This window comes from Microbispora rosea (assembly GCF_900156315.1).
In the GTDB taxonomy this organism is placed as follows: Bacteria; Actinomycetota; Actinomycetes; order Streptosporangiales; family Streptosporangiaceae; genus Microbispora; species Microbispora rosea.
This window is the reverse complement of sequence record NZ_FTNI01000020.1, coordinates 72,313-94,165: the sequence shown is the minus strand read 5'-3', so window position 1 is coordinate 94,165 and position 21,853 is coordinate 72,313. Positions and strand designations below refer to the sequence as shown.

Below are 21,853 nucleotides of genomic sequence, written 5' to 3'. Positions count from 1 at the left end.
CGGCGGTTCGTCAAGCCGTTGATCTGAGACGGTGCCAGCTGCGTTGCAGCCCAAGCAGGCCGAGATCATCCCAGTGAGTGTTGGGCAGAGCACGCTGGAGAACGACCGAGCCCGCGATCCGCCAGTACCCCTTGCTCGTCGCCGCCCACTGCCGGGCGGTCTGCTCGGGGATACCGAGACGGCGCAGGTTGCGGTAGCGGGCCGTGTAGCGTTTCCATTCCTTCCAGCGGATCTGCCGCATTCGGCGGTGTAGCCACTTGTCCAGCTCCTTGAACACCTTCGGGGTGTCCGCGAGATGGAAGTAGGCCATCCAGCCGGTGATGAACGCATTGAGCTTGCCGATCCTGCAGGGCATCGACACGCTCCACCTCCGGCTGGTCAACACCCGGATACGGTCCTTCAGGCGAGTGACCGCCCTGGGATCGGTCCGGATCTTGACCCCGGAGCGGGTGAAGTAGAACCCGAAGCCCAGCAGCGTCACCTCGCGCGCGTGCCGGACCGAGGACTTGTCCCGGTTCACCTTGAGCTTCAACCGCTGCTCGACCACGCCGGTGACGCTGTCGAGCACTCTGTGGGCGGCTCGCTTACTCCGCACGAAGACACGGATGTCGTCGGCGTAGCGCACGAACCGGTGACCGCGCTTCCACAACTCCCGGTCCAGATCGTCCAGCATGATGTTCGACAAGATCGGCGACAGCGGCGACCCTTGCGGGGTCCCCTCCACCGTCGCCTGTTTGACCCCCTCGACCATCACCCCGGCCTCCAGATACGCCCGGATGAGCTTAAGTAGCTTGCGGTCGGTGACCTTGCGCGCCACCCGCGCCATCAGCATGTCGAAGTTGACCCGGTCGAAGAACCGGTCCAGATCGACATCCACAACCCACCCCAGGCCATCGTCGATGCACCGCCGCGCGGCCCGAACCGCCTGATGGGCGGACTTGCCGGGACGGAACCCGAACGACGCGCCCGCAAAGTGCGGGTCGAAGATCGGCGTCAGGATCTGCGCGATCGCCTGCTGGACCAACCGGTCCAGCACCGTGGGCACCCCCAACAGCCGCTCCCCGCCACCCGGCTTGGGGATCACCACCCGGCGAACCGGAAGCGGCCGATAGGTGCCCGCGTCCAATGCCTCCCGGACCTGCTGCCAGTGCTCACGCAGCCACGGCCGAAGCTCGGCCGTGGTCATGCCGTCTGCACCCGGCGCGCCCCGGTTGGCCTCCACACGCCTCAACGCCCTGCCCAGATTCGCCGGCGAGAGCATCTGCTCCCACAACAAGCTCTTCATGCCAGGGATCACCAACTCCAGTAAGGGCGCCGACCTGCCGCTACGCTCCACCATGGCTCCCGCCGGAACTCACCGGCTCCCCACCACAATGGGCCCGCACACGCGGGATGGCTGCGATCACCACGACCGGCACGAGCACCTCACCCTCATCGGCAACACTCGACGTTCGGCCCTTCCCGGCTGATGTCCGTTCCCCCGCCGGTACTACGACCTCTGCTGACTTCTGTCTGGTCAGCCCCCACCTCACAGCAGCGACCGTCGGCGCGGCGACACACTCAGCACAACCGACACCCAGACAGATCTCCCCGGGTAAGAACGATCACTTTCCCCCTACGCCCGCCGCGTCTACGTGACGATCCTGTCGATGGTGACGGGCTTCACCCTCCGCTGCGGGCTCACCCAGATCGCCCCGCCTCATACGCGGTTCGTGTCCCTCGGTGCAGGGTTTCGCCTCGGGCTTCCTCCAGACCCCACCTCACGATGACGCCCTTGCCTCCGGCTCGGAGTCAGCACCACCTCTTCCTCCAGGGGACTTTCACCCCCAAGCAATCGCCCATGCCGGGCGCACAGCGGGAAGGCCCCTCTCGTCGTGCGACGAGAGGGGCCTTCGGCGGCCGGGGGCTCTCCCGTTGATCGATTGCGGGAGACGGAGGCATTATCGTGAGGGTGTCCGCGGCGCTCGCGTGAGCCGCAGGGCCGATCGGGTGGGAGACGAAGAGGGAGTGAAGGCGGGTATGCGGTTCGAGACCGGCGTCGACATCGACGCCGCCGCGGAGCGGGTCTGGCGAGTCATGACGGACGTCGCCAGGTGGCCCGAGTTCACCCCCACCATGACCACGGTCGAGCCCCTCGGCGACGGCCCGCTCGGCCTCGACGGCCGGTTCAGGATCAAGCAGCCGGGGCTTCCCCCGATGGTCTGGCAGGTCACCGAGTTCACCGACGGCGTCTCCTTCGCCTGGCAGGCGACCGGCGGTGGCGTGGCCACGGTCGGGACGCACGTGCTCACGCCTCGCGAGAGCGGGGTGTCGGTCCTGCTCGGGATCGACCAGTCCGGGCCGCTGGCTCCGCTGATGAGTCTGCTGGCCGGCGGCCGCACCCGCAGGTACGTACGCACGGAGGCGGAGAGCCTCAAACGGCGCTGCGAGTCCGGCGACGCCGTGTGAGCGGTTCCGCCGGCGTGGGCCGGAGTCCGGAGACGTGACCCCGGACTCCGGCCCACGCGGGTGACTACTGGGCCGGGTAGTCCGCGATGTACTGCGGCGCGCCGACCTTGGTCGTGTCGGCCGCGTCGCCGACGCCGTTGACGACGTGGTCGATCGTCCCGGCGTTGAGGTTGACCGTCATGATGTGGTGCAGCCGCACGCCCGGGGTCTGCGGCACCTCGAAGCCGTTCTCGGTGTGGATCTGCGGGTTGTTCTGGTTGAAGACGTAGACGCCCGCGCCGTAGAGGTTGTGCCTCTTCACGCGGTCGCCGACCTTGTAGCCGGCGTAGCCCTCCACGGAGCCGTTCATCCAGTCGGCCTGCGTCGGCGGGTCGTACGGCAGCTCGTTCTGGTAGAGGATCGTCGTGCCGTCCTCGCCGTTCCAGACCGTGTTGTAGCGCTGGAAGTGCTCGACGAACAGGCCGGTCGCCGTCACGTGGTCGCCGTTGACGACGACGCCGTAGCGGCCGATGTTGGTGTTCCAGCGCTGCGTGTCGGTGAAGCCCTCGACGCCGTGGTCGGCGCGCCACACCCAGGTGTGGTCGATGAGCACGTTGTCGCTGTTGACCTCGAGAGCGGTCTCGGTCTTGCCGACGTGCGGGCCGCCGACCCGGAAGTACACGTCGGACAGGGTCGTCGGGTTGTCCACCGGGGTCCGGTGACCGTGCTCGCCGTGCTCCTTGCCCACCCGCAGCAGCACGGGGGACTTCTGGAGACCCGCGTCGACGGTGACGCCCGCGACGACCACGCCGGGAACGTCGGCGACGTCGAGTGGGGTCGCGCCGCGTGAGGCGGTGAGGGTGGCGTGCCCGAGGCCGAGGACCACGGTGTCGGGACGCTTGACCTCGATGCTCCGCGCGATGTCGTACACGCCGGGCGTGAGCAGCAGGTTCCTGCCGCGCGCGAGCTGGCTGTTGATGACCTGCACCGAGTCGGACGGCTTCGCGACGTAGAAGTCCGACAGCGGCACCGTGCGGCCCGGCGTCATGCCGTCCGCCCACGAGACGCCGCGTGTGTTCTTCCTGGCGGCGGGCACGCGGACGTTGAGCCTGCCCTGCGCGTCGGTGAACAGGTAGGGCTTCTCCCGGCTGACGGGGGTGTTCTCCACGGTGGTGTAGGGCGGGTCAGGGAAGCCGGACTCGTCCGGCGCGCCGACGACGCCCGAGAAGACCTGGTTCCACACCGCGTTGGACCACCCGGCGACCTCGGTGTTGCGGGTCAGCCACTGCTGCTGGGAGCCGTTGGTGACGGACGGCAGGCGGGAGTCGGCGATGAAGCCCCCGCTCGCGTACTGCGGGCCGGCGGTGCAGTAGTCCATCAGCGACAGGGTGCCGCCGGTGACGTTGAGGCGGCGCATGGAGACCGCCTGGGAGACGGCCCAGAAGTTCGCCGTCTGGCGGCACCCGTCCTGGCCCGCGGCGTTGACGTTGATCGACAGGTTCGACAGCGTGCGCCAGAAGTTGACGAGCGCGAGGCAGTTGCCGGTGCCGTTGTTCTCCAGGCAGCGGTTGTAGACCTCGACCTTGCCGTTGATGACGACGTCAGTCGGCGAGGCGCCGAGACCGGCGATCTCGGTGTAGTAGCCGACCTTGATCTGCAGCGGATGCTCCGCGGTGCCGTACGTGCCGGGCTTGAAGAGGTAGGCGTGCCGCTCGGCGCCCATCTCGTTGTCGACCTGCGCCGTGTGCGCCGCGTCGAGGGTCGCCTGGATCTGGTCGACCGGCATGCTCGGGTCGAAGACGGTGACGCCGGGCCCGAGATCGGCGACTCCTCCGGGGCTTCCCGGAGTTCCGGGGATCGCGTGGGCCGGCGCGGCGGCGGTGGCGGCCGTCGTTCCCGCTGTCACGACGGCGGTCGTCAGCACGAGACCGAACGTGAACGCCCGGCCGATCAACCGGCGGCCGGAACGCCGCCTCAGGGGACTCCCAGTTCCAGGAGTCTGGGTCGTCATACGGTTCGTCCTTTCCGCTGCAGTACGCAGCCGAGAGAGCGCTCTCTCTTGAGCCGACCTTGTATCAAGCCCCGAAAAAATATGTGGGTTGTTTGTACCGCGCGGACCGGCCCCTGCGCTATCCCTTGACTTTCCGCCGGCGGCTCCTCCGTGGACGCAGAACCGCCCCGGAGCGGACGGGCTCCGGGGCGGTTCTGCGCTCGAATCAGGGCTCGAATCAGGGCTCGGATCAGGGCTCGGACCAGGGCTCGGATCAGGCGGTCTCCTCCCGATACCGCGCGTGGGCCGCGGCCAGACGGCCGCCGACCTCGGCCGTGCTGACGAGCACCGACATGTTCGCCCTCGACGACCGCCCCTCGGTGGCCGCGTCCACGGCGCGCATCAGATACTTGGTGATCGCGTTGCCGCGCACGCCGTCCCGCTCGGCCGCGGCCATCGCACCGGCGATGGCGGCGTCCACCTCGGACGCGTCGATCGCGTCCTCCTCCCGCACCGGCGTGGTGATGAGGAACGAGCTGTCGTTGCCCAGCGCCCAGTGGTTCTCCACCGCACGTGCGATCACCCGCTCGTCGTCCAGCCGCTGCGGGCTGCGGATGCCGCTGGAGACGCAGTAGAACGCGGGGAAGTCGTCCGACCGATACGACACCACCGGCACGCAGTGGGTCTCCAGATACTCCATCGTCAGGTTCAGGTCGAGGATGCTCTTGGCCCCGGCGCAGACGACGGCCACCTTCGACCGGGTGAACTGGATCAGGTCGGAGGAGACGTCCATCGTCTTCTCCGCTCCCCGGTGCACCCCGCCGATGCCGGCCGACGAGAAGAACGGGATGCCGGCCAGTTCGGCCGCCACCACCGAGCTGGCCACGGTCAGCGCGCCGAGCCCGCCCTGGGCCAGGATCACCGGCAGGTCCCGGCTGCTGACCTTGGGGATGCCGGGCGTCGAGGCGAACCGCTCGACGTCCTCGTCGGTCATGCCGACCTTGATCTGCCCGCCTTCGACGCAGATCGTGGCCGGGACCGCGCCGCCCGCGCGGACGGCGTCCTCGACCTTGCGCGCGGTCGCCGCGTTGTCCGGATAGGGCAGGCCGTGGGTGATGACGTTCGACTCCAGCGCCACCACCGGCCGCCTCTCGGCGAGTGCGTCCGCGACCTCCTCGCTGAACACCAGCGGGACGCGCCCATGCTCCCGGGTCATCGTCGCTCCTCAGTTCGCGGCCGGGCCGTAGTTCGGCAGCTTGTTCAGCTTGTGCTTCTGGTTGAGGATCTCCGGGATGTAGACCTTCTCGTCCCACAGCTCCTTCGCGACCGGCTCCAGGATGATCGACACCGAGCCCTCCTCACAGCCGAAGGCGCTCGTCATCGCCTTGGTCACCGCGGCGACCAGGTCGGAGTGCTGTTGCTCGGTGAGGGGGACGGGGAAGTGCTTGATGCTGACGTGCGGCATGATGATCTCCTTACCGTGGGTCCCGAGACGATCCCTGATGGCTGCGACCAGCTCGTCGATCTCCGGTTCCTTGAGCAGGCCGTAGTGATCGGCTTCCAGGTCGACGACGACCGGGGCCGTCGCCGAGTAGCCGCTGCTGTTCTCCAGGAACGAGTAGTCGTCGCCCCTGGCCTTGAAGATGGTGATCGGCGCGTCGATCCGCCGCCGGGCCAGCTCGCGGAAGGTGTAGCTGAACTCGAAGGTCTCGCCCACCACCCGCATGATCCGGCGTACGAGGTCGGCGTCCAGGTCGGGGAAGTTGCGATGGATGAAGGCGGCGAAGCTCTCCTCGTCCACGGCCTCGGCCAGGCACCGTTCCAGCAGCGGCCCGGTGATCGTGCCGGCGAAGACCGAGAAGAGGATCGTCACGTACGCCTTGTTGCCGAAGCCGGCCTCGCGCTCGTGCTCGGACGTGCCCGCCGTGTGGACCTTCGGCGAGCCCGGCGCGATCAGGAACAGGTGCTCCACCCGCTCACCGGCCTGTTCCAGCTGGTAGGCGGCCTCGAACGCGACACGCGCGCCGAACGAGTATCCCCACAGGGTGTAGGGACCGGACGGCTGCAGCCGGCGGATCGCCTTGACGTCCTCGGCCGCCATCTCGCCGATGGTCGCGTACGGCACCTCCTCGGGGTTGATCCCGTACGCCTGGATCCCGTAGAAGGGCTGGGTGGCGCCCATCCTGGCGGCCAGCGTGCGCAGGTTCATGGTGTAGCCGCCGAGGCCGGGCCAGCAGTAGACGGGCCGTTCGGAGCCCTCCCGCTGCAGCGGCACGAGCCGGGAGCACGCCTCGGACTCGGTCCCGTCGAGCCGCCGGGCGAGCTTCTCGATGGTGGGGCACTCGAACAGCACCTGGAGGGGCAGCGAGCCGCAGAACTCCCGGTTGATCTTGTTGATCAGCCCGACGGCGATGAGCGAGTTGCCGCCCGAGGCGAAGAAGTCGTCCTCCACCGAGACCGTCTCCCGCTTCATCGCCTTCTTCCACAGCTCGGCGATCCGGCGCTCGGTCATGGTCCGCGGCGCGACGTACGGCCGGTCGGCGTTGTCCGCGTCCGTCGCGGAGGACTCGGCCAGCGCCCTCACGTCGATCTTCCCGTTCGCCGTGAACGGGAGCCGGTCCAGCACGACGACCTTGTTCGGGATCATGTAGTCCGGCAGGAAGTTGATGAGGTCGTCCCTGATCATCTCCGCCGGTCCCTTCATGTGGACCGAGTCCTCCTTCATCCCCTCGCTCAGCCGCTGCTCGTCGCTCACGCGGCCGCCGATGAAGAAGTAGGACGGGCCGGTGGGCCGGCCGTTGGCGTGGAGGATGTCGTCGATCCTGCGCGCCGAGGGCAGGGCGTCGCCGGACTTGGAGCTGTATCCGGACGACATGAACCCGATGTTCACGTCGTTCATCGACAGGCGCTGCAGCGTGCGCCCCAGGTCGATGTAGTGCAGCCACTCCTCGTCGTTCCTGCTGATCACCGAGATGCCGAGGCTCGACCGGTCGTAGACCGCCTGGTTGATCGCGATGACCTGCTTCTTCAGGATGAGCTCGTCGGAGATCAGCCGCAGCCGCCCGTTCTCGTAGGCGTACTGGCCCGCCCGCATGTCGGCGATCTTCCCGGGATGCGCCTGGACGTAGAGGTCGATCTCGTCCTGGCGCGGCCCGGCGTACGGGACCAGCTCGAACGTGCCGAGGTAGTAGTCCTCGGCGGCGCAGTCCAGGTGGTCCATCGTGGCCGGCGCGTACTCCAGGGGCCTGATGTCCAGGCCGTACTCCGGCAGCACCTCCTCGAACAGGCCGACCATGTGTCCGGTCTCGATCTCCAGGACCTCGCGGATGTTGTTCTTGTAGACCGGTTCGATCGCCCGCCTCTTGCCGACGAAGTGCAGCCTCACCCTCGGCCGCGCTCCCCCGGCGGCCGGCCCGACCAGCACGAGCCTGTGGTCCACCGGATGGTGGTAGTAGAAGCCCGGCTGGAGGTCGCCGATCCCGTCGATCTCCAGGTAGAGCTGGGCCGCGTACAACGCCCCCGGCGAGGCGTACGCGTACTTCGGCAGCAGGCGTTCCTCGCTGTGGTGCTGGCCGAGGTAGCGCAGGATCTCGCCGAGCGTGTCCATGCCGACGGTGTCGAGGCCGCGGGAGTGCGCGCCCTCGGCCTTCCTGGCCAGCAGCTTCAGGATGTCGCCCCGGCCGAGCTCCCCGCCCTCGTAGAACCGGTAGGTCTTGCGCGCGAACGCCAGCCCGCGTTGCCGCGCGGTCGCCTGCCTGCCCGGCAGGTCGATCACCGGCCTGCCGTCGAGCTCCGCGGCCTCCCTGAGCCCGGGGTTGGACAGCTGCGCCCTGACCTGGAGCCGGCTCGCCTTGGACTGATGGTGGGCGCCGTGGTTGCCCTGGTCCATCAGCGCCGCTTCCTTGGGGTTCAGCTCCACGCAGGCGATCAGGTTCTGGAAGCCGGTGCGCGGGTCGTTCTTGACGATGACCGCGGCGTGCTTGACCCAGTCGTGGGTCTCGATGGCCAGCTTGATCTCGTCCAGCTCGACCCGGAACCCGCGCAGCTTGACCTGGTTGTCGGCGCGGCCGACGAACTGGACGGTGCCGTCGGCGTTCCAGTACGCGAGGTCGCCGGTCTTGAACAGCCTGCCCTCGCCGAGCGGGTTGTCCACGAACCGCTCGGCGGTCAGCTCGGGCCGGTGCAGGTAGCCGCGGGCGACCTGGACGCCTCCGATGAACAGCTCGCCGATCTCGCCGACGGCCACCGGCCCCCCGGCCGGATCGAGGATGTGATAGTCGGTGTGGTCGACCGGCGCGCCGATCGAGATCGCGTTCGGGCCCTCGTCGACGGTCGCCGGGTCCACGGTGTAGGCCGACGAGTTGATCGTGCACTCCGTGGGGCCGTACAGGTTGACCAGCGCGCACCCGGGCATGGCGTCGAGGAAGCTCGTCGCCAGCCCCTTGGACAGCACCTCGCCTCCGGTGAAGACCTGCGTGAGCGAGGTACAGCTCTGCAGTTCCTCGGTGTCCAGCAGCGCCGTCAGCAGCGTGGGAACGCACTGCAAGGTGGTGACGTCGTGCGTCCTGATGACGTCGATCAGCCGCTCGGCGTCCCGATAGACCCCGGGCGGGCCCACGACGACCAGGGAGCCGCAGATCGGCGCGAGGATCTCCCACTGTGCCGCGTCGAAGCTCATCGGCGTCTTCTGCACGATGACCTTGTCCTGGTCGATCCCGTAGCCGGCGCGCAGCCACCGCATCTGGCTGACGATGCTGCGGTGCTCGATCATCACGCCCTTCGGCTTGCCGGTGCTGCCGGAGGTGTAGATGACGTACGCGAGGTTGCCCGGACGCAGGCCCGGGTGCCGGTCGAGGTGGCGGCCGGAGTGACGGCCGGGGTCGCGGCCGGGGCGCCGGTCGCCTCCGGGCGAACCCGCGAATCCCTCCACGTCCTTCAGGGTGACGATCCTCGTCTCCGCGGGCGCCAGCTCGGTCAGCCTGTCCACGAGCTCGTCCTGGGTGACGACGACCCGCACGCCGGCGTCCTCGATCATGTAGCGGAGGCGCTCTTCGGGATATTCGGGGGACAGCGGCAGGTAGGCGCCGCCGGCCCGCAGGATTCCCCAAACGCCGACCATCAGGTCGATCGACGGCTCGACGAACAGCCCCACGCACTCGTCGAGGTCCACGCCGAGCTCCCGCAGGTGCCCGCCGAGGGCCGCGCCGCCCTCCGCGAGCTCGCGGAAGGTCAGCCGCCGCTCTCCGCAGACGACCGCGATGGCGCCCGGGCGCAACCGGGCCTGGGCATCGAGCAGATCGGGAAGACAGGCGTCCTCCGGTGGTTCCCGTCTCGCTTCAACGGCTGGAGTGGTGATCATTTCCTCCCCCTGCGATGGGCGGACAAGGATTGCTGGGAAACCGCGGCCCTCGGCGCCGTCACCCGTGTCCCGCGCTCCGCCGCGGGGTGACCGGCCCGGGCCGCGCCGCGGGCCGGTCGGGCCTGCCGCCGGACCGGCGGGATGTGCGGACTGTGGAAGAGGCCACGCGAGACCCCGGGGCGGGTCGGTCCCGGGGGCCGTCGCCGGTGCTGCGGAAAGATCCGACCGGCGACGGCGGGGATCCCCTCCCCCTCGGGGAGGGGGGGTGTCAGCGTGGGACGTCCGTGCCGAAGTACCGGTCGCCGAAGTCGCCGATGCCGGGGATCATGTAGGCGTTCTCGTTCAGCCGTTCCTCGATGGCCGAGGTCACGATCCGCAGGTTCGGGTGGCGCGCGTGGACGGCGGCGATGCCCTCCGGCGCCGACAGCAGGGCGACGAAGACGATGTCGTCCTCCGCGACCCCGTGGTCGAGCAGCACCTCGACGGCGGCCAGCGCGGTCCCGCCGGTGGCGAGCATCGGGTCCAGCAGCAGCACGCTGTGCCGGTCGATGTCCGCGGGCAGCGCCGAGTAGTACAGCCGCGGCAGCTTCGTCACTTTGTCCCGCTGAATCAGGATCTTGCCGATCCGCACTCCCGGCGACACCGCACGCAGCTCGTGCTCCATGCTCTCTCCGGCGCGCACGACGGGCACCCCGCAGATCGGCTTGGCCGGCCGCAGGCCGTGGTAGGTCTCCCCCACCGGGGTCTGCACGTCCACCGGCTCGTACGGCAGGAGGTCCAGGGCCGTCTCGATGAGCTGGCGGATGATCCGGCCCGAGGTGGTGACGAAACGCCCCAGGTCGGCGTGCCGGTCGCGGATGACGGTGTGCAGCGCCCGCAGCTGCCTGGTCTGCGGCAGCAGGTGCACCATCTCGTTGACGGTCACATTCAGGGGGCCGGCCGCCTGCGTCGCCGTGATGGTCATGCCTGCTCACCCGCCGCCAGCTGCGCGAAGGCCCGGCGGGCCTCCTGGACGAACTTGCGCACCTTGAGCCGGTCCTTGCGGCGGGTCACCGGGTCCTCCAGGCCGGTGTGCGCGTCGACCGCGGCCGGGCGGACCTCGGTGATCGCGGCGGCGACGTTGTCCGGGTTCAGCCCGCCGGCGAGCATCAGCGGCTTGGGCGAGATCCGGACCAGCTCCGCGCTGATCGACCAGTCGTGCAGCAGCCCGGTGGCGCCCTTGGCACCGGTGGCCGGGTTGAAGGTGTCGGTGATGAACATGTCGACCCACTCGGCCGCCTCGTCCACGATCGCGGCCAGCTCGTCGAGGTTGTCCTGCTTGACCACGAGGCTCTTGAGCACGTACAGGTCGGGGGCGATGCGCCGCAGCTTCCGCAGTTCCTCGCCCGTCACGTCGCCGTGCAGCTGGATCGCGGTGACGCCCAGCTCCTCGCAGAAGGTCTTGATCTCCTCGGCGTCGGTCAGGTATGTGATCACGACGCCTCTGTGCTCCGGCTGGATCTCCTTGACGATCGCCGCGGCCTCCTCCTCGGACAGGTCCTCGTTCTTCGCCGGCAGCCGCAAGGCGAAGCCGAGCCAGTCCGCGCCTTCCTCGCGGATCAGGTCCGCCTCGGCCTGGTCGATGACACCGGCCACCTGAATCAGTCCCTGCATGTTGCCCGCCTTTCGAACCGGCCTGAGCGGCCTTGGTCGGAAACGAATTGCAAACGGCCACGAACAATGGCATTGAGCAGCCCGCGACAGTGCGGCCTTTCGAGATGGAATTCGCTACGGCGCGAATATTCCGGCCTGCGAGGCCTACTCAGAATTCGCGCTGGCGGGCTTTCCTCACAACCCCTAGCGGCCCCACAGCATGTCAGGACGATCCGGGACACCTCTGGACTTTTCGGGAGCCCCCAGGAGGGGGGCGCAAGAGACGGTCCACAACCCCTCACACCCCCTACAGAGAAACGGCCCGTCCCGAGTCGCGCGCGACTCTCGTTGACCCGGCGGGAAACGCGAAACTAGCCTCCGTTTCGGAGTGCCCCGACGAGCACGCGTGAGAAACGGCGGTGGTGAGAATGCACCACGAGCAACCGATCTCCCCAGGCGATTCGCCGGCACGGTTCCCCGCTTCCGGGCACCGCCACCGCCGGATCTCGCGCCCGTCCACGCCGCCCCGACACGGGGGCCATGCGGGGGCCACGTGCCGCCAGTGGCCCGCGCACCTCGAACCCGGCCGGCCCACGTCTGGCCAATCGCTTAGCGCTAAGGTAATGTCTCTTAGTGCTAAGCGATGTACCCGCCACTGATCCACGGCCGCCGGGGCCGATCGGCGCCACCGTTCGACCCAACCGACGCACGACGTTCGCTCTCGCCAGCCCGGACCGGGCCCACGCGCACAGGAGGAACCAGATGACAGTCATCGAGTCCGTCTCCGCCGGGACCGGCACACCGGATCGCGTCCCCATCAAGAACTGGCTCGCAGTGATCGCCGTCGCGCTGGGGACCTTCCTGGTGGTGACCGTCGAGAACCTCCCCATGGGTCTGCTCACGGCCATCGGCGGCGGTCTGCACGTCTCCGACGGCGAAGTCGGCCTGATGGTGACCGTGTCCGGCCTGGTCGCCGCCGTCACCGCGCCGCTGCTCCCCGTGGCGATCCGCGGGCTGGACCGGCGGGTGGTCCTGCTCGGCCTGATCCTGCTGGCGCTGGTGGCCAACGTCGTGTCCGCGGTGACTCCCACCTACGCCGTGCTGATGGTGGCCCGGCTGTTCGTGGGCGTCAGCATCGGCGGGTTCTGGGCGCTCGCCGCGGGCCTCGGCGTCCGGCTGGTCCCCGAGGCGCACGTCGCCAGGGCCACCTCACTGATCTTCTTCGGCGCCATGGCCGCCAACGTCCTCGGCGTCCCCGCCGGCACGCTCGTCGGCGAGCTCACCGGCTGGCGCATCGCGTTCGGCGCGGTCGCCGCGGTCGCGCTCCTGCTGGTGATCGCGCTGAGCGTGCTGCTGCCGCGGATGCCGGCGACCGAGCCCGTCCGGCTGCGCACGCTGGGCGAGCAGCTGCGCGTGCCCGCCGTCCGGGTCGGTGTCGTCGCCACCTTCCTGCTGGTGTCCGGGCACTACGGCGCCTTCACGTTCGTCAGCCCGATCCTGCAGGACGTCTCCGGGGTCGGCGCGGCGTTCGTCGGCCCACTGCTGCTGGCGTACGGCGTGGCCGGGATGGCGGGCAACCTCATCGCCGGCTCGTGGGCGGGCCGCAACGTCCGCGGCACGATCGTCGTGGTCAGCGTCGCGCTCGCGGTCATCCTGGCGGCGTTCCCCTTCCTCGGCGGCAACGCGGTCACCGGCTCGATCCTGTTGATCGCATGGGGCTTCGCGTTCGGCGGCCTGCCGGTGAGCGTGCAGACCTGGATCATCAAGGCGGCCCCGCAGGGCGTCGAGGCCGCCACCGGGCTCAACACCTGCATGTTCAACCTGGCGATCGCGCTGGGAGCGCTGTTCGCCAGCCTCATCGTCGGGGCGGTCGCCGTGACCGGCGTGCTATGGGTCGCGGCGGGGCTCGTGGTCCTGACGTCGCTGGTGGTGTCCGGCACCAGGCGGGTCTAGGAACGCCGCTCGTCGCCCAGCGCCGTCAGCAGTTGCCTGAGGATCTCGGCCAGGTTCTCCCGCTGGGCGGGGGTGAGCCCGGCGAGCAGGCGCCGTTCGGTGTCCACGTGGTCGGGCAGCGCCCGGTCGATCAGTTCGCGGCCGGCGTCGGTCAGATCCACGTGGACACCACGGCCGTCGACGTCGCTGGGCGTCCGCGTCACAAGGCCCCGCGCCTCCAGCCGGTCGAGGCGCTGGGTGACCGCCCCCGAGGTGACCATGGCCGAGCGCATCAGCTCCGCCGGGGCCTGCCGGCCGCCGCGGCGCAGGGTGGCCAGGACGTCGAACGACGAGGGGTCCAGGTCGTGTGCGGCGAACGTGCGGCGCAGCTCGTTGTTGACGAGCTGCGTCAGCCTCGACAACCGGCCGAAGACCGCCATGGGAGACACGTCCAGGTCAGGGCGGGCGTCGGCCCACTGCTGCAGGACGTGGTCCACATGATCCGGCACACCGCAAGGGTACCGCCCGTGGCACCCCCGAGATCGAGAGGAAGTAGCGGCATGCGCATCACAGTGTTCGGGGCGACCGGGAACGTGGGCAGGCGCGTCGTGGCCGAGGCCGTGTCCCGTGGGCACGAGGTGACCGGCGTGGCCCGCAATCCGGTGCGGCTCGCCGGACTGCCGGGCGAGGCGCGCGCCCGGGTCGGCGACGCGACCGACGTGGACGACGCCGTGGCGCTGACCACCGGGCAGGACGTCGTGATCACCGCGACCTGTCCGGCACCCGGCGACGAGCGTCAGCTGGTCACGGTCGCCGCCACCCTGCTCTCGGCGTGCGCCAAGACCGGCGCGCGCCTGCTGCTCGTCGGCGGCGCGGGCAGCCTGACCGTCGAGGGCGGCGGTCGCCTGATGGACCGGGAGGGCTATCCGTCCTTCCTGCTGCCGATCGCGTCGGCGTGCGTCGAGCAGCTGGCGGCCTGCCGGGCCGACACCATTGCGGACTGGGCCTATCTGAGCCCGGCCGACCTGCTCGTCCCGGGCGAGCGGACCGGCCTCTATCGGCTGGGCGCCGACGAGCTGGTGGTCGACGCCGACGGCGAGTCACGGATCTCGATGGAGGACCTCGCGGTGGCGCTGCTGGACGAGGCCGAACGCCCGCGCCACCACCGGACCCGTTTCACCGTCGCGTACTGACCTCGTCGAGCCCGGCGACGCTCCCGGGAACGGCCGGACAGACCGTGCTTCCCGGCCGTTCCCCTTCTGTCGGATCCGGTCCCTATACTCCCCGCATGTCAAGATCGCCGTCCTCACTCGACATCGCGTACGGCCTTCTGGAAGAGGGCCGGCTGATCGACGCGGAACAGCTCCTGCTGAAGGAGCTGCGGAAGGCCGAGCGTAAGCACGGACCCGGGAGCCCGCAATGGGCGTCGGCCCAGTGCGATCTCGGCAACCTCCTGTTCAGCTCCGGCCGGCTCGACCGGGCGGTGGACTGCTATCGCAGCGCCTGCTCCCGTCCGCCGGCGGGCGACCCGGAGGCGTACAAGGACCACCTCACCTACCGGCTCAACCTCGGCATGGTGCTGACGACGGCCGGGCGGCTCGACGAGGCCGAGGACGAGTTGCGCCGCAATCTCCAGGAGCGGCGCGATTTCTACGGCCGTGAGCATCCGGGTTACGCCTACGCCCTGGAGCCCCTGGCCGACGTCCTGCTCAGACGTGGTGACATTGGCCAGGCCCGTCAGCTCGTGGAAGAGGCGGTCGGCAACTTCTGGCGCAACGGGCACGAACGGGTCGCCACCGCACTCGCGCTGCGGGCGGAGATCGTCGTCGCCGCGGCCGCCGGCGAATCCGCCTTCACGGGACTGGAGCAGTTGCCGGACGACGTCGTCGAGCAGATCGCGCACACCGTGATGAGCCGGACCGGCCAGGACCCGGCGACCGGCAGGGCGGTGCTCACCAGCCTGATCGCCGCCCTGGAGGAACGGCTCGGCCCCGATCACCAGACGACGCTCAACGCACTGTCCCAGCTGGCGAACACCGGCCACGACATCGGCGACGAAACGGGGCGGGTGCGGGCGATCGAGAAGGTGCTCGCCTCCTACGACCGGCAGGGCCGGGCGGAGGACGCGCTCATGGCGGCGCTCGGCCTCGCCATGGCACAGGACGACACCGGCGACACCGCCGCGGCGCTGCGGACGTTCGAGGACGCGTGGGCTCGGGCGGACCGCATCGGCCGTCATGAGTTGCGTGCCCAGGTGCTGCGTAACTGGGGGCTGGCTCTGTCGGCCGCGGGCCGTACGGCCGAGGCGGAGCGGCGTCTGCGCGACGCCGTGGCCGCGGCCGATCTCGGGCACGACCACGAGATGCTCGGCCGCTCGCGGATCGCGCTCGGCCTGTTCCTGCAGCACGAGGAGCGGCTGGGCGAGGCACGGCAGGTGGTGGAGGCCGGGCTGTCGACGCTGGACGTCGCGCACCCCGACGCGATCGTGGGGCGCAGTCACCTCGGCGCCATCGTCCAGGGACGCGCCTGCGGCTGCGGAGACGTCCAGGGCACGATCGCCGAGGCGTTCCGCGAGTTCGTCATGTCCAGGTTGCCGGGAGACCTCCTGGAGGACCTCGACGTGGGCGTCGATGACGGCGAGTTCGCGATCCAGGTGCGGCTCCGCCGGAAACCGAGTGCGGCCGAGATAGAGCACATGAACCGGCTGATCGAGAGCGCGAACGCCGAGTTCCGCAGCCGGTTGACCTCCCCGAGGTAGTTCCGCGCCGCACACGCATGGCCGCGGACATGGCCTGCCGTCACGTCACGTGACAGCATGTGCGGAGTCTCCCGTTCCGAAGGGGCGTTCGATGCGGACCATCACGAATGCCGACGTACGCCGGGTGTTCGACCGGCTGGCGGATCGGTACGACAGTCAGATGCAGGCCTGGGAGCGCCGCCTGTTCCCGGGCAGCCGGGAGTGGGCCGTCGGACAGGCGCGCGGTCACGTCGTGGAGATGGCGGTGGGCACCGGGCTCAACCTCCCGCTGTACGACGCCGGCACCACGGTCGTGGGGATCGAGCTGTCCGAGCGCATGCTGGAACTGGCCCGGCGGCGGGTGGCGCAGGCCGGTCTCGGCGAGCGGGTGGAGCTGAGGCAGGGCGACGTGCAGCGCCTGGACCTGCCCGACGGCGTCGCCGACACGGTCGTGTCCACGTTCACGATGTGCACCATCCCGGATCCGCGGGCCGCGGCACGCGAGGCCTATCGCGTGCTCAAGCCGGGCGGGCGGTTCGTGCTGGCCGAGCACGGGCCGTCGAGCAACCCGGTCGTCCGGGCCGGGATGCGGCTGCTGGAGCCGCTGTCGGTGCGGTTCGAGGCCGACTACCTCACGCGCGATCCGCGGCCCTACCTTGAGCAGGCCGGTTTCGCGATCGAGTCGGTGGCGCGCGCGACCAGCGGGATCAGTTTCCGGGTGCTGGCCGTCCGGCCCTGACCCGGACGGCGCCGCACAGCGCCGTCAGTCGAGCCAGAGCACGACGCCGGTCATGCCGTTGAGCACGGCCGCGGCCCCCGCCCGGACCGCACGCGCGGCGCGCTCGGGGGTGAAGGTGGCGGAATCGTACGTCGAGGACATGCCGAGCCCCTCGCCGCGGAACGACGCGCCGGCCCAGTCGGCGGCGGTGACGTTCTCCGTGGGCTCGGCCAGCTCCGCGCCGACCACGAGGAACTGCTGGTCGAGGTGGTTGGGGGTGACCAGGGCCAGGGGGTCGACGAGGGCGTCGCCGGCGCTGACGATGAGGTCGGGCTTCATGCCCATCGCCCTGGTGATGGCCGGAACGAACCCGTCCGGCCCCGTGGCCGTGACGGTCCTGAGGCTGACGCCCTCCTCCTCGGCCCACGCCGTCACCGCGCTCGCCAGCGTCGTGGTCTGGCGGTCCTCCCCCGCGGTGAGCAGCACCACCCGGTAGCCCTCCGGCGGACGCACCCCGTTCCACGAGCCGGGCCGGGGCGTGACCGTCGCCTCCGGGGCGGGGGACACAGCCGGGAAGAAGCCCGGGCCGGGGGTGCCGACGGAGGTGGGCTTCGCGTGCGGCCCGGACCAGTCGTCGCCGGAGCCGCATCCGCCGGCCAGCAGGGCGGTCGCGACCGCCGCAACCAGCGTGCAGGCAGGCAGAAGCCGAGAGCGCATGGGGATCGTCCTTCGGAGCGCCGGGAAGTGCGCCTATTTCCTACCGCATGATTCGCGGCCTTCGGCGGCGAGGCGGTCTCCGCCGGGCGTGGTTCCTCGACGGTTCTTGTACGAGATACCGCTCGTTCATCTCTATCGAGCAGATTTCGTGCACCAAAGCCGAAAAGGAGTCATATGTCCCCCGCCGCTCGGCGACGTGTCGGTGCTGTCATCGCCGCCGCAGCCGTGGCCGTCCTGTTCAGCGCCCTCTCCACTCTGCTGGGCGCCCTGCCCGCCCTCGCTCACGGGTTCACCTCGACGGTGTACGTCAACCTCGTCTCGCCCCAGGCCGGGCACGTCCGCACCGAGCTCCAGCTGGAGTACGACCTGCTCGTCGTCTCCGCCGCCGACTACGAGAAGGACGACCCGCTCTTCAAGGCGGGCACCGCGGCGTTCGAGGGCGGTGACGCGGCACAGCAGGCCGCCGCGCTCGACGCCCACGCCGGTTCGGTCGTCGCGTACGTCACCCAGCGCTTCGGCGTCACCGCCGGGGGCACGGCGTGCGTCCCGGCCAGGGACGGCGGCTTCACGATCGGGCAACGCGAAGGCGTCCCGTACGCACGGCTGGCCCTCGACTACCGGTGCCCGAAGCCCGCCGATGCGCACGAGGTGCGCAGCGCGCTGTTCGCCGGCTCGGAGGGGTACGTGCGCGACAGCAAGACGATCGTCACCTACGACCTCGACCTGACGTCCGGCAGCACCGCCCTCGACGCCCAGCATCGGTCGTTCTCCACGCAGCAGTCCTGGTTCGAGCGGTTCTGGGAGTTCTTCCGGCTCGGAGCCGAGCACCTGCTCGGCGGACTCGACCACATCCTGTTCCTGCTCGCGCTCATCGCGGGGTCACGCCGCCTGCGCGAGATCGTGCTGGCGGCGACGACCTTCACGCTGGCCCATTCGGTGACCTTCGTCTTCGCCGCCCTCGGCCTCGTCGAGGTGCCGGCATCGTTCGTCGAGCCCGTCATCGCCCTCTCGATCGCGGTCGTCGCCGGCTGGCATCTGTGGCGCCTCTGGCGACGCCGGTCGCACGCCACGGACCTGGAGACGGCCGGTCACGGCCACTTCGGCCTCGACCGCGCGGGCTGGACGCGGCTCGCGGTGGTCTTCTGCTTCGGCCTCGTGCACGGTCTCGGCTTCGCCGCTGCACTGGGCATCGACCAGGCCTGGTCGTGGACGCTCCTGTGGTCGCTGCTCGTCTTCAACGTGGGCATCGAGGCCGTCCAGCTGACCATCATCGTTGCCGTCTTCCCGCTGCTCGCCGTGCTGCGTCACCGCCGGCCCGCGGCGGGGCTGTGGACGACCGGGGCGATCGCGGCGGGTGTGTCCGCGATGGGCCTGGTGTGGTTCGTGCAGAGAGTTCTCGGGCTGTGAGAGCACCTCACTCGTGAGATCGCATCACAACTTCCGGTAAGCGCAAGTGCCCGCCCGCCCCATGTTCATCTCCGCGACACCGGACCTCGAAATCGTGCAAATCGCTCCAATTCCCCCACATGGATGGAAAAGCATGAAGCTCGATAAGGGGACACACAACCCCGGGCTCGTCCTGCGCCGGGTGGCCGTCAGCGCCGCCGCGGCGGCCCTGAGCGCCTCCGCCGTGCTCGGCGGCGGCCTCGCGACCGCGGCCCACGCCGACTCCGCCACGGCGGTCAGCGGCATCGTCCTCGGCGTGGGCGCCAACGAGGCGCAGCGGGTCGTGTCGTGGTACGCCTCGGAAGGCGCCGCTCAGGTGGTCCAGGTCGCGCCGACCAAGAACCTCGTGGGCGGTGAGTTCCCGAAGAACTCGGTCACCTTCCCGGCCACCGTGACGGCGAACAGCGTCAACGGCGGCTACAACGGGCACGCCACGATCGACGGCCTGAAGCAGAACACGGAGTACTCCTACCGCGTCGGCACCCCCGGCGCCTGGTCCCCGACGTACTCCTTCACGACCCAGAACTTCAAGGGCAACGACTTCGACTTCCTGTTCTTCGGCGACCCGCAGATCGGCTCGTCGGGCGACGTGGCGAAGGACGGCGCCGGGTGGGCGGACACCCTGAACGTCGCCCTCACGGCCAACCCGAAGGCCGAGCTGCTGGTGTCGGGCGGCGACCAGATCGAGAGCGCCAACAACGAGACGCAGTGGAACGCGTTCCTCGCCTCCGACAAGCTGCGCCAGCACCCGTGGGTCGCCACCATCGGCAACCACGACGTCGGCGGCAAGGCGTACGAGCAGCACTTCTGGACGCCCAACACCGACCGTTCCACGCCGTACTACAACGGCGACGCGGCCACCCGGTCGGGCGGCGACTACTGGTTCACGTACAAGAGCATCCTGTTCGTCGACCTGAACAGCAACGCGTACGCCAACGGGTCCGACGCCGCGCACATCAACTACGTCACCGACGTCGTCAACAAGCACGGCCGCGGCGCCAAGCACATCGTGCTGATCTACCACCACTCGATCTACTCGCCGGCCAGCCACGCCAACGACGGCGACAACAAGGTGCGCCGTCAGGACTTCCCGACGGCCTTCTCGAACCTCGGCGTCGACCTGGTCCTGCAGGGTCACGACCACAGCTACTCCCGTAGCTACGTGATCAAGAACGGGCAGAAGGCGAACCCGAACGAGCAGCCCGGCGACACCGAGGTGGTCAAGGGCCCGGGCGGCGTCATCTACGTGACGGCGAACTCGGCTTCGGGGTCGAAGTACTACAACCTCACCGCTCCCGACGCGACCAAGGACCCGAACTACGGTCCCGACCCGCTGAACCCCAAGAACCACTGGGCCAACTCGGTCGAGAACCAGGAGCACGTCCGTACGTACGTGCGGGTCCAGGTGCGCGGCGACAAGCTCGTCGTCGAGAACCTCCGCAGCGGCACCTGCGCCGCCCCCAACGCCGCAGTCGAGCTGGGCCAGGAGTCGTGGTGCGGCCCGGACAACGGCGCGAGCGCCGCTCCGCCGGTCGGCTCCACCGTCGACAAGGTCGTGATCCACACGAACGACAAGCCCGAGCCCGGCAAGCCCGGTGGCCCTGGCAAGCCCGGTGAGCCCGGTGAGCCCGGTGGCCCTGGCAAGCCCGGCAAGCCCGGCCCGGCCGCGGCCGAGTCCGACTGGCTCCAGTAGACGACCGGGGGCGACGCGGGGGGCCGTCAAATGAGTCCTGACGGCCCCGTTCCCGGGTGGGGTGGGCACCTGCCGGTGCCCACCCCACGACACATCGCCCTCCCGCCGCTTCCCAACCCCATCCAAGGATCGATCAGATGCAGCCGTCACGACCGCGTACGACGACCACGGCAGGCTCGCTGACCCGGGCCGCCTTCGCGGTGTTCCTCACCGTGCTCCTCACCGCGGGCGGCGTCCTCGGAACGGGCGCGAGGCCCGCCTCTGCGGCGGACGGCGAGGCGTCCTGGACGGTGGCGACGGCGTCCAACGACTTCGGGTCAGACCGGCCCAACTACAGCTACACGCTGGACCCGGGCGGGCGGGTCGAGGACGGTCTCGTGGTCGCCAACCACGGCGCGACGCCACTCCGCCTGAGCGTGTACGCCGCGGACGCGTTCACCACCGAGCAGGGCTGGCTCGACCTGCGCGGCGTGAACGCGAAGCAGACCGGCGTGGGCGCGTGGGTCCGCGCCGACCGCTCCGGCGTCACCATCCCCGCGGGCGAGACGGCCGAGGTGCCGTTCACGGTCGCGCTTCCCGACGACGCCGCGCCCGGCGAGTACATGGGCGGCATCGTCACCGCGGCGGACGGGCAGCGTCTCGGCATCCGGATCCGCCTGCGTGTGGGCGGAGAGCTGAAGCCGGCCCTGTCGGTGGAGAACCTGCAGGTCCGCTATTCCGGCACGCCCAATCCTCTCGGGACGGGCGACGCCACCGTCACCTACACGATCCGCAACGACGGCAACGGCATTCTCGCCGCTCGTCAGGCGGTGTCCCTGTCCGGCCCCTTCGGGCACTGGGACGTCCGCGCGGAACACATCGACGATTCACCCCAGTTGCTCCCGGGCGAGACCTGGAAGGTCTCCGTGCCGGTGCACGGCGTGACTCCCGCACTGAGACTGACCGGGACGGTCACCCTCGTCCCGCTGCTCACCGACGCGGCGGGTTCGGTCGCCCCGCTGGCCGCCGTGGGGAGCAGCGCGCACGCGTGGACCCTCCCCTGGGCGCTGCCGCTTGTCCTCGTCGTCGTCTGCGGGCTCTTCGTCGCGGCTCTGGCCGCCCGGCGCCGCCGGAGGACCGCGCTCCCCCAAGGGCCGGCGCGCTCCGGCACACCTCTCACGCAGGAGTGACCCGGCGAGGTGCGACACCCTGCCGTCGTGGAA

The 21,853-nt window shown here is 70.0% G+C and carries 16 protein-coding genes and 1 pseudogene; 8 read left to right on the top strand and 9 right to left on the bottom strand.

Features of this window, described 5'->3' with window-relative positions:
* Positions 1–10 precede the first annotated feature (10 nt).
* The gene (gene ltrA, locus BXA11_RS25980; RefSeq protein WP_204053713.1) at positions 11–1,285 is read right to left on the bottom strand and encodes a group II intron reverse transcriptase/maturase; all 1,275 of its coding nucleotides are present in this window, start codon (positions 1,283–1,285) and stop codon (positions 11–13) included.
* Positions 1,286–2,019: 734 nt separating this feature from the next.
* Here ltrA and BXA11_RS25975 point away from each other — a divergent pair.
* Positions 2,020–2,448 (top strand): SRPBCC family protein, encoded by a 429-nt coding sequence (locus tag BXA11_RS25975; protein WP_076438666.1) that lies wholly within the window; start codon positions 2,020–2,022, stop codon positions 2,446–2,448.
* 64 nt (positions 2,449–2,512) lie between these two features.
* On the opposite strand, the gene BXA11_RS25970 is transcribed toward BXA11_RS25975, so the two are convergent.
* The 6 genes and pseudogenes from BXA11_RS25970 to BXA11_RS25950 all read right to left on the bottom strand — a co-directional run bounded on the left by BXA11_RS25970 (position 2,513) and on the right by BXA11_RS25950 (position 11,429).
* Complete coding sequence (locus tag BXA11_RS25970) at positions 2,513–4,438, bottom strand: adenylyl cyclase (RefSeq protein ID WP_076438664.1); 1,926 nt, start codon at positions 4,436–4,438, stop codon at positions 2,513–2,515.
* 253 nt (positions 4,439–4,691) lie between these two features.
* Positions 4,692–5,633 carry a pseudouridine-5'-phosphate glycosidase gene (locus tag BXA11_RS25965; protein ID WP_030508768.1) on the bottom strand — a complete coding sequence of 314 codons (942 nt, stop codon included), beginning with the start codon at positions 5,631–5,633 and terminating at the stop codon, positions 4,692–4,694.
* A 9-nt stretch (positions 5,634–5,642) separates the two neighbouring features.
* Positions 5,643–6,929 (bottom strand): thioesterase domain-containing protein, encoded by a 1,287-nt coding sequence (locus tag BXA11_RS45800; protein WP_425293413.1) that lies wholly within the window; start codon positions 6,927–6,929, stop codon positions 5,643–5,645.
* A 1,515-nt stretch (positions 6,930–8,444) separates the two neighbouring features.
* Positions 8,445–9,776, bottom strand: a pseudogene (locus BXA11_RS45795) (non-ribosomal peptide synthetase); the annotation flags it as partial.
* Between the two features lie 268 nt (positions 9,777–10,044).
* Positions 10,045–10,740, bottom strand: a complete 696-nt coding sequence (gene upp / locus BXA11_RS25955; RefSeq protein ID WP_204053714.1) for a uracil phosphoribosyltransferase — start codon at positions 10,738–10,740, stop codon at positions 10,045–10,047.
* Entirely contained in the window at positions 10,737–11,429 is a 693-nt protein-coding gene (locus BXA11_RS25950; RefSeq protein ID WP_030508765.1) for a phosphoribosylanthranilate isomerase, read from the bottom strand. Before BXA11_RS25950 ends, upp begins: the two co-directional genes overlap by 4 nt.
* Before the next feature lie 741 nt (positions 11,430–12,170).
* Between BXA11_RS25950 and BXA11_RS25945 the strand changes: the two genes are divergently transcribed.
* Entirely contained in the window at positions 12,171–13,361 is a 1,191-nt protein-coding gene (locus BXA11_RS25945; protein ID WP_030508764.1) for an MFS transporter, read from the top strand.
* Here the strand turns inward: BXA11_RS25945 and BXA11_RS25940 are convergent.
* Positions 13,358–13,849 (bottom strand): MarR family winged helix-turn-helix transcriptional regulator, encoded by a 492-nt coding sequence (locus BXA11_RS25940; protein WP_076438661.1) that lies wholly within the window; start codon positions 13,847–13,849, stop codon positions 13,358–13,360. The genes BXA11_RS25945 and BXA11_RS25940 overlap by 4 nt on opposite strands.
* Before the next feature lie 51 nt (positions 13,850–13,900).
* Between BXA11_RS25940 and BXA11_RS25935 the strand changes: the two genes are divergently transcribed.
* The 3 genes from BXA11_RS25935 to BXA11_RS25925 all read left to right on the top strand — a co-directional run bounded on the left by BXA11_RS25935 (position 13,901) and on the right by BXA11_RS25925 (position 16,816).
* The gene (locus BXA11_RS25935) at positions 13,901–14,533 is read left to right on the top strand and encodes an NAD(P)-dependent oxidoreductase (protein ID WP_076438659.1); all 633 of its coding nucleotides are present in this window, start codon (positions 13,901–13,903) and stop codon (positions 14,531–14,533) included.
* A 95-nt stretch (positions 14,534–14,628) separates the two neighbouring features.
* Positions 14,629–16,098, top strand: a complete 1,470-nt coding sequence (locus tag BXA11_RS25930) for a tetratricopeptide repeat protein (protein WP_076438657.1) — start codon at positions 14,629–14,631, stop codon at positions 16,096–16,098.
* Between the two features lie 91 nt (positions 16,099–16,189).
* Positions 16,190–16,816 carry a class I SAM-dependent methyltransferase gene (locus BXA11_RS25925; protein ID WP_030508760.1) on the top strand — a complete coding sequence of 209 codons (627 nt, stop codon included), beginning with the start codon at positions 16,190–16,192 and terminating at the stop codon, positions 16,814–16,816.
* A 24-nt stretch (positions 16,817–16,840) separates the two neighbouring features.
* Here BXA11_RS25925 and BXA11_RS25920 read toward each other — a convergent pair whose 3' ends face one another.
* Complete coding sequence (locus BXA11_RS25920; RefSeq protein ID WP_076438655.1) at positions 16,841–17,512, bottom strand: type 1 periplasmic-binding domain-containing protein; 672 nt, start codon at positions 17,510–17,512, stop codon at positions 16,841–16,843.
* Positions 17,513–17,686: 174 nt separating this feature from the next.
* Here BXA11_RS25920 and BXA11_RS25915 point away from each other — a divergent pair, with 174 nt between their 5' ends.
* From BXA11_RS25915 to BXA11_RS25905, 3 genes are all read left to right on the top strand, one after another.
* Positions 17,687–18,919, top strand: a complete 1,233-nt coding sequence (locus BXA11_RS25915; RefSeq protein ID WP_076438653.1) for a HupE/UreJ family protein — start codon at positions 17,687–17,689, stop codon at positions 18,917–18,919.
* 133 nt (positions 18,920–19,052) lie between these two features.
* Positions 19,053–20,651 (top strand): purple acid phosphatase family protein, encoded by a 1,599-nt coding sequence (locus BXA11_RS25910; protein ID WP_083744585.1) that lies wholly within the window; start codon positions 19,053–19,055, stop codon positions 20,649–20,651.
* A 137-nt stretch (positions 20,652–20,788) separates the two neighbouring features.
* Positions 20,789–21,820 carry a COG1470 family protein gene (locus BXA11_RS25905; RefSeq protein WP_083744584.1) on the top strand — a complete coding sequence of 344 codons (1,032 nt, stop codon included), beginning with the start codon at positions 20,789–20,791 and terminating at the stop codon, positions 21,818–21,820.
* Positions 21,821–21,853: the final 33 nt, after the last annotated feature.

What these genes read in the sequence shown, in the direction of transcription:
- ltrA (WP_204053713.1), bottom strand. Translation starts at nt 1,285, where the DNA reads ATGAAGAGCTTGTTGTGGGAGCAGATGCTCTCGCCGGCGAATCTGGGC.
- BXA11_RS25975 (WP_076438666.1), top strand. Translation starts at nt 2,020, where the DNA reads ATGCGGTTCGAGACCGGCGTCGACATCGACGCCGCCGCGGAGCGGGTC.
- BXA11_RS25970 (WP_076438664.1), bottom strand. Translation starts at nt 4,438, where the DNA reads ATGACGACCCAGACTCCTGGAACTGGGAGTCCCCTGAGGCGGCGTTCC.
- BXA11_RS25965 (WP_030508768.1), bottom strand. Translation starts at nt 5,633, where the DNA reads ATGACCCGGGAGCATGGGCGCGTCCCGCTGGTGTTCAGCGAGGAGGTC.
- BXA11_RS45800 (WP_425293413.1), bottom strand. Translation starts at nt 6,929, where the DNA reads ATGACCGAGCGCCGGATCGCCGAGCTGTGGAAGAAGGCGATGAAGCGG.
- upp (WP_204053714.1), bottom strand. Translation starts at nt 10,740, where the DNA reads ATGACCATCACGGCGACGCAGGCGGCCGGCCCCCTGAATGTGACCGTC.
- BXA11_RS25950 (WP_030508765.1), bottom strand. Translation starts at nt 11,429, where the DNA reads ATGCAGGGACTGATTCAGGTGGCCGGTGTCATCGACCAGGCCGAGGCG.
- BXA11_RS25945 (WP_030508764.1), top strand. Translation starts at nt 12,171, where the DNA reads ATGACAGTCATCGAGTCCGTCTCCGCCGGGACCGGCACACCGGATCGC.
- BXA11_RS25935 (WP_076438659.1), top strand. Translation starts at nt 13,901, where the DNA reads ATGCGCATCACAGTGTTCGGGGCGACCGGGAACGTGGGCAGGCGCGTC.
- BXA11_RS25930 (WP_076438657.1), top strand. Translation starts at nt 14,629, where the DNA reads ATGTCAAGATCGCCGTCCTCACTCGACATCGCGTACGGCCTTCTGGAA.
- BXA11_RS25925 (WP_030508760.1), top strand. Translation starts at nt 16,190, where the DNA reads ATGCGGACCATCACGAATGCCGACGTACGCCGGGTGTTCGACCGGCTG.
- BXA11_RS25920 (WP_076438655.1), bottom strand. Translation starts at nt 17,512, where the DNA reads ATGCGCTCTCGGCTTCTGCCTGCCTGCACGCTGGTTGCGGCGGTCGCG.
- BXA11_RS25915 (WP_076438653.1), top strand. Translation starts at nt 17,687, where the DNA reads ATGTCCCCCGCCGCTCGGCGACGTGTCGGTGCTGTCATCGCCGCCGCA.
- BXA11_RS25910 (WP_083744585.1), top strand. Translation starts at nt 19,053, where the DNA reads ATGAAGCTCGATAAGGGGACACACAACCCCGGGCTCGTCCTGCGCCGG.
- BXA11_RS25905 (WP_083744584.1), top strand. Translation starts at nt 20,789, where the DNA reads ATGCAGCCGTCACGACCGCGTACGACGACCACGGCAGGCTCGCTGACC.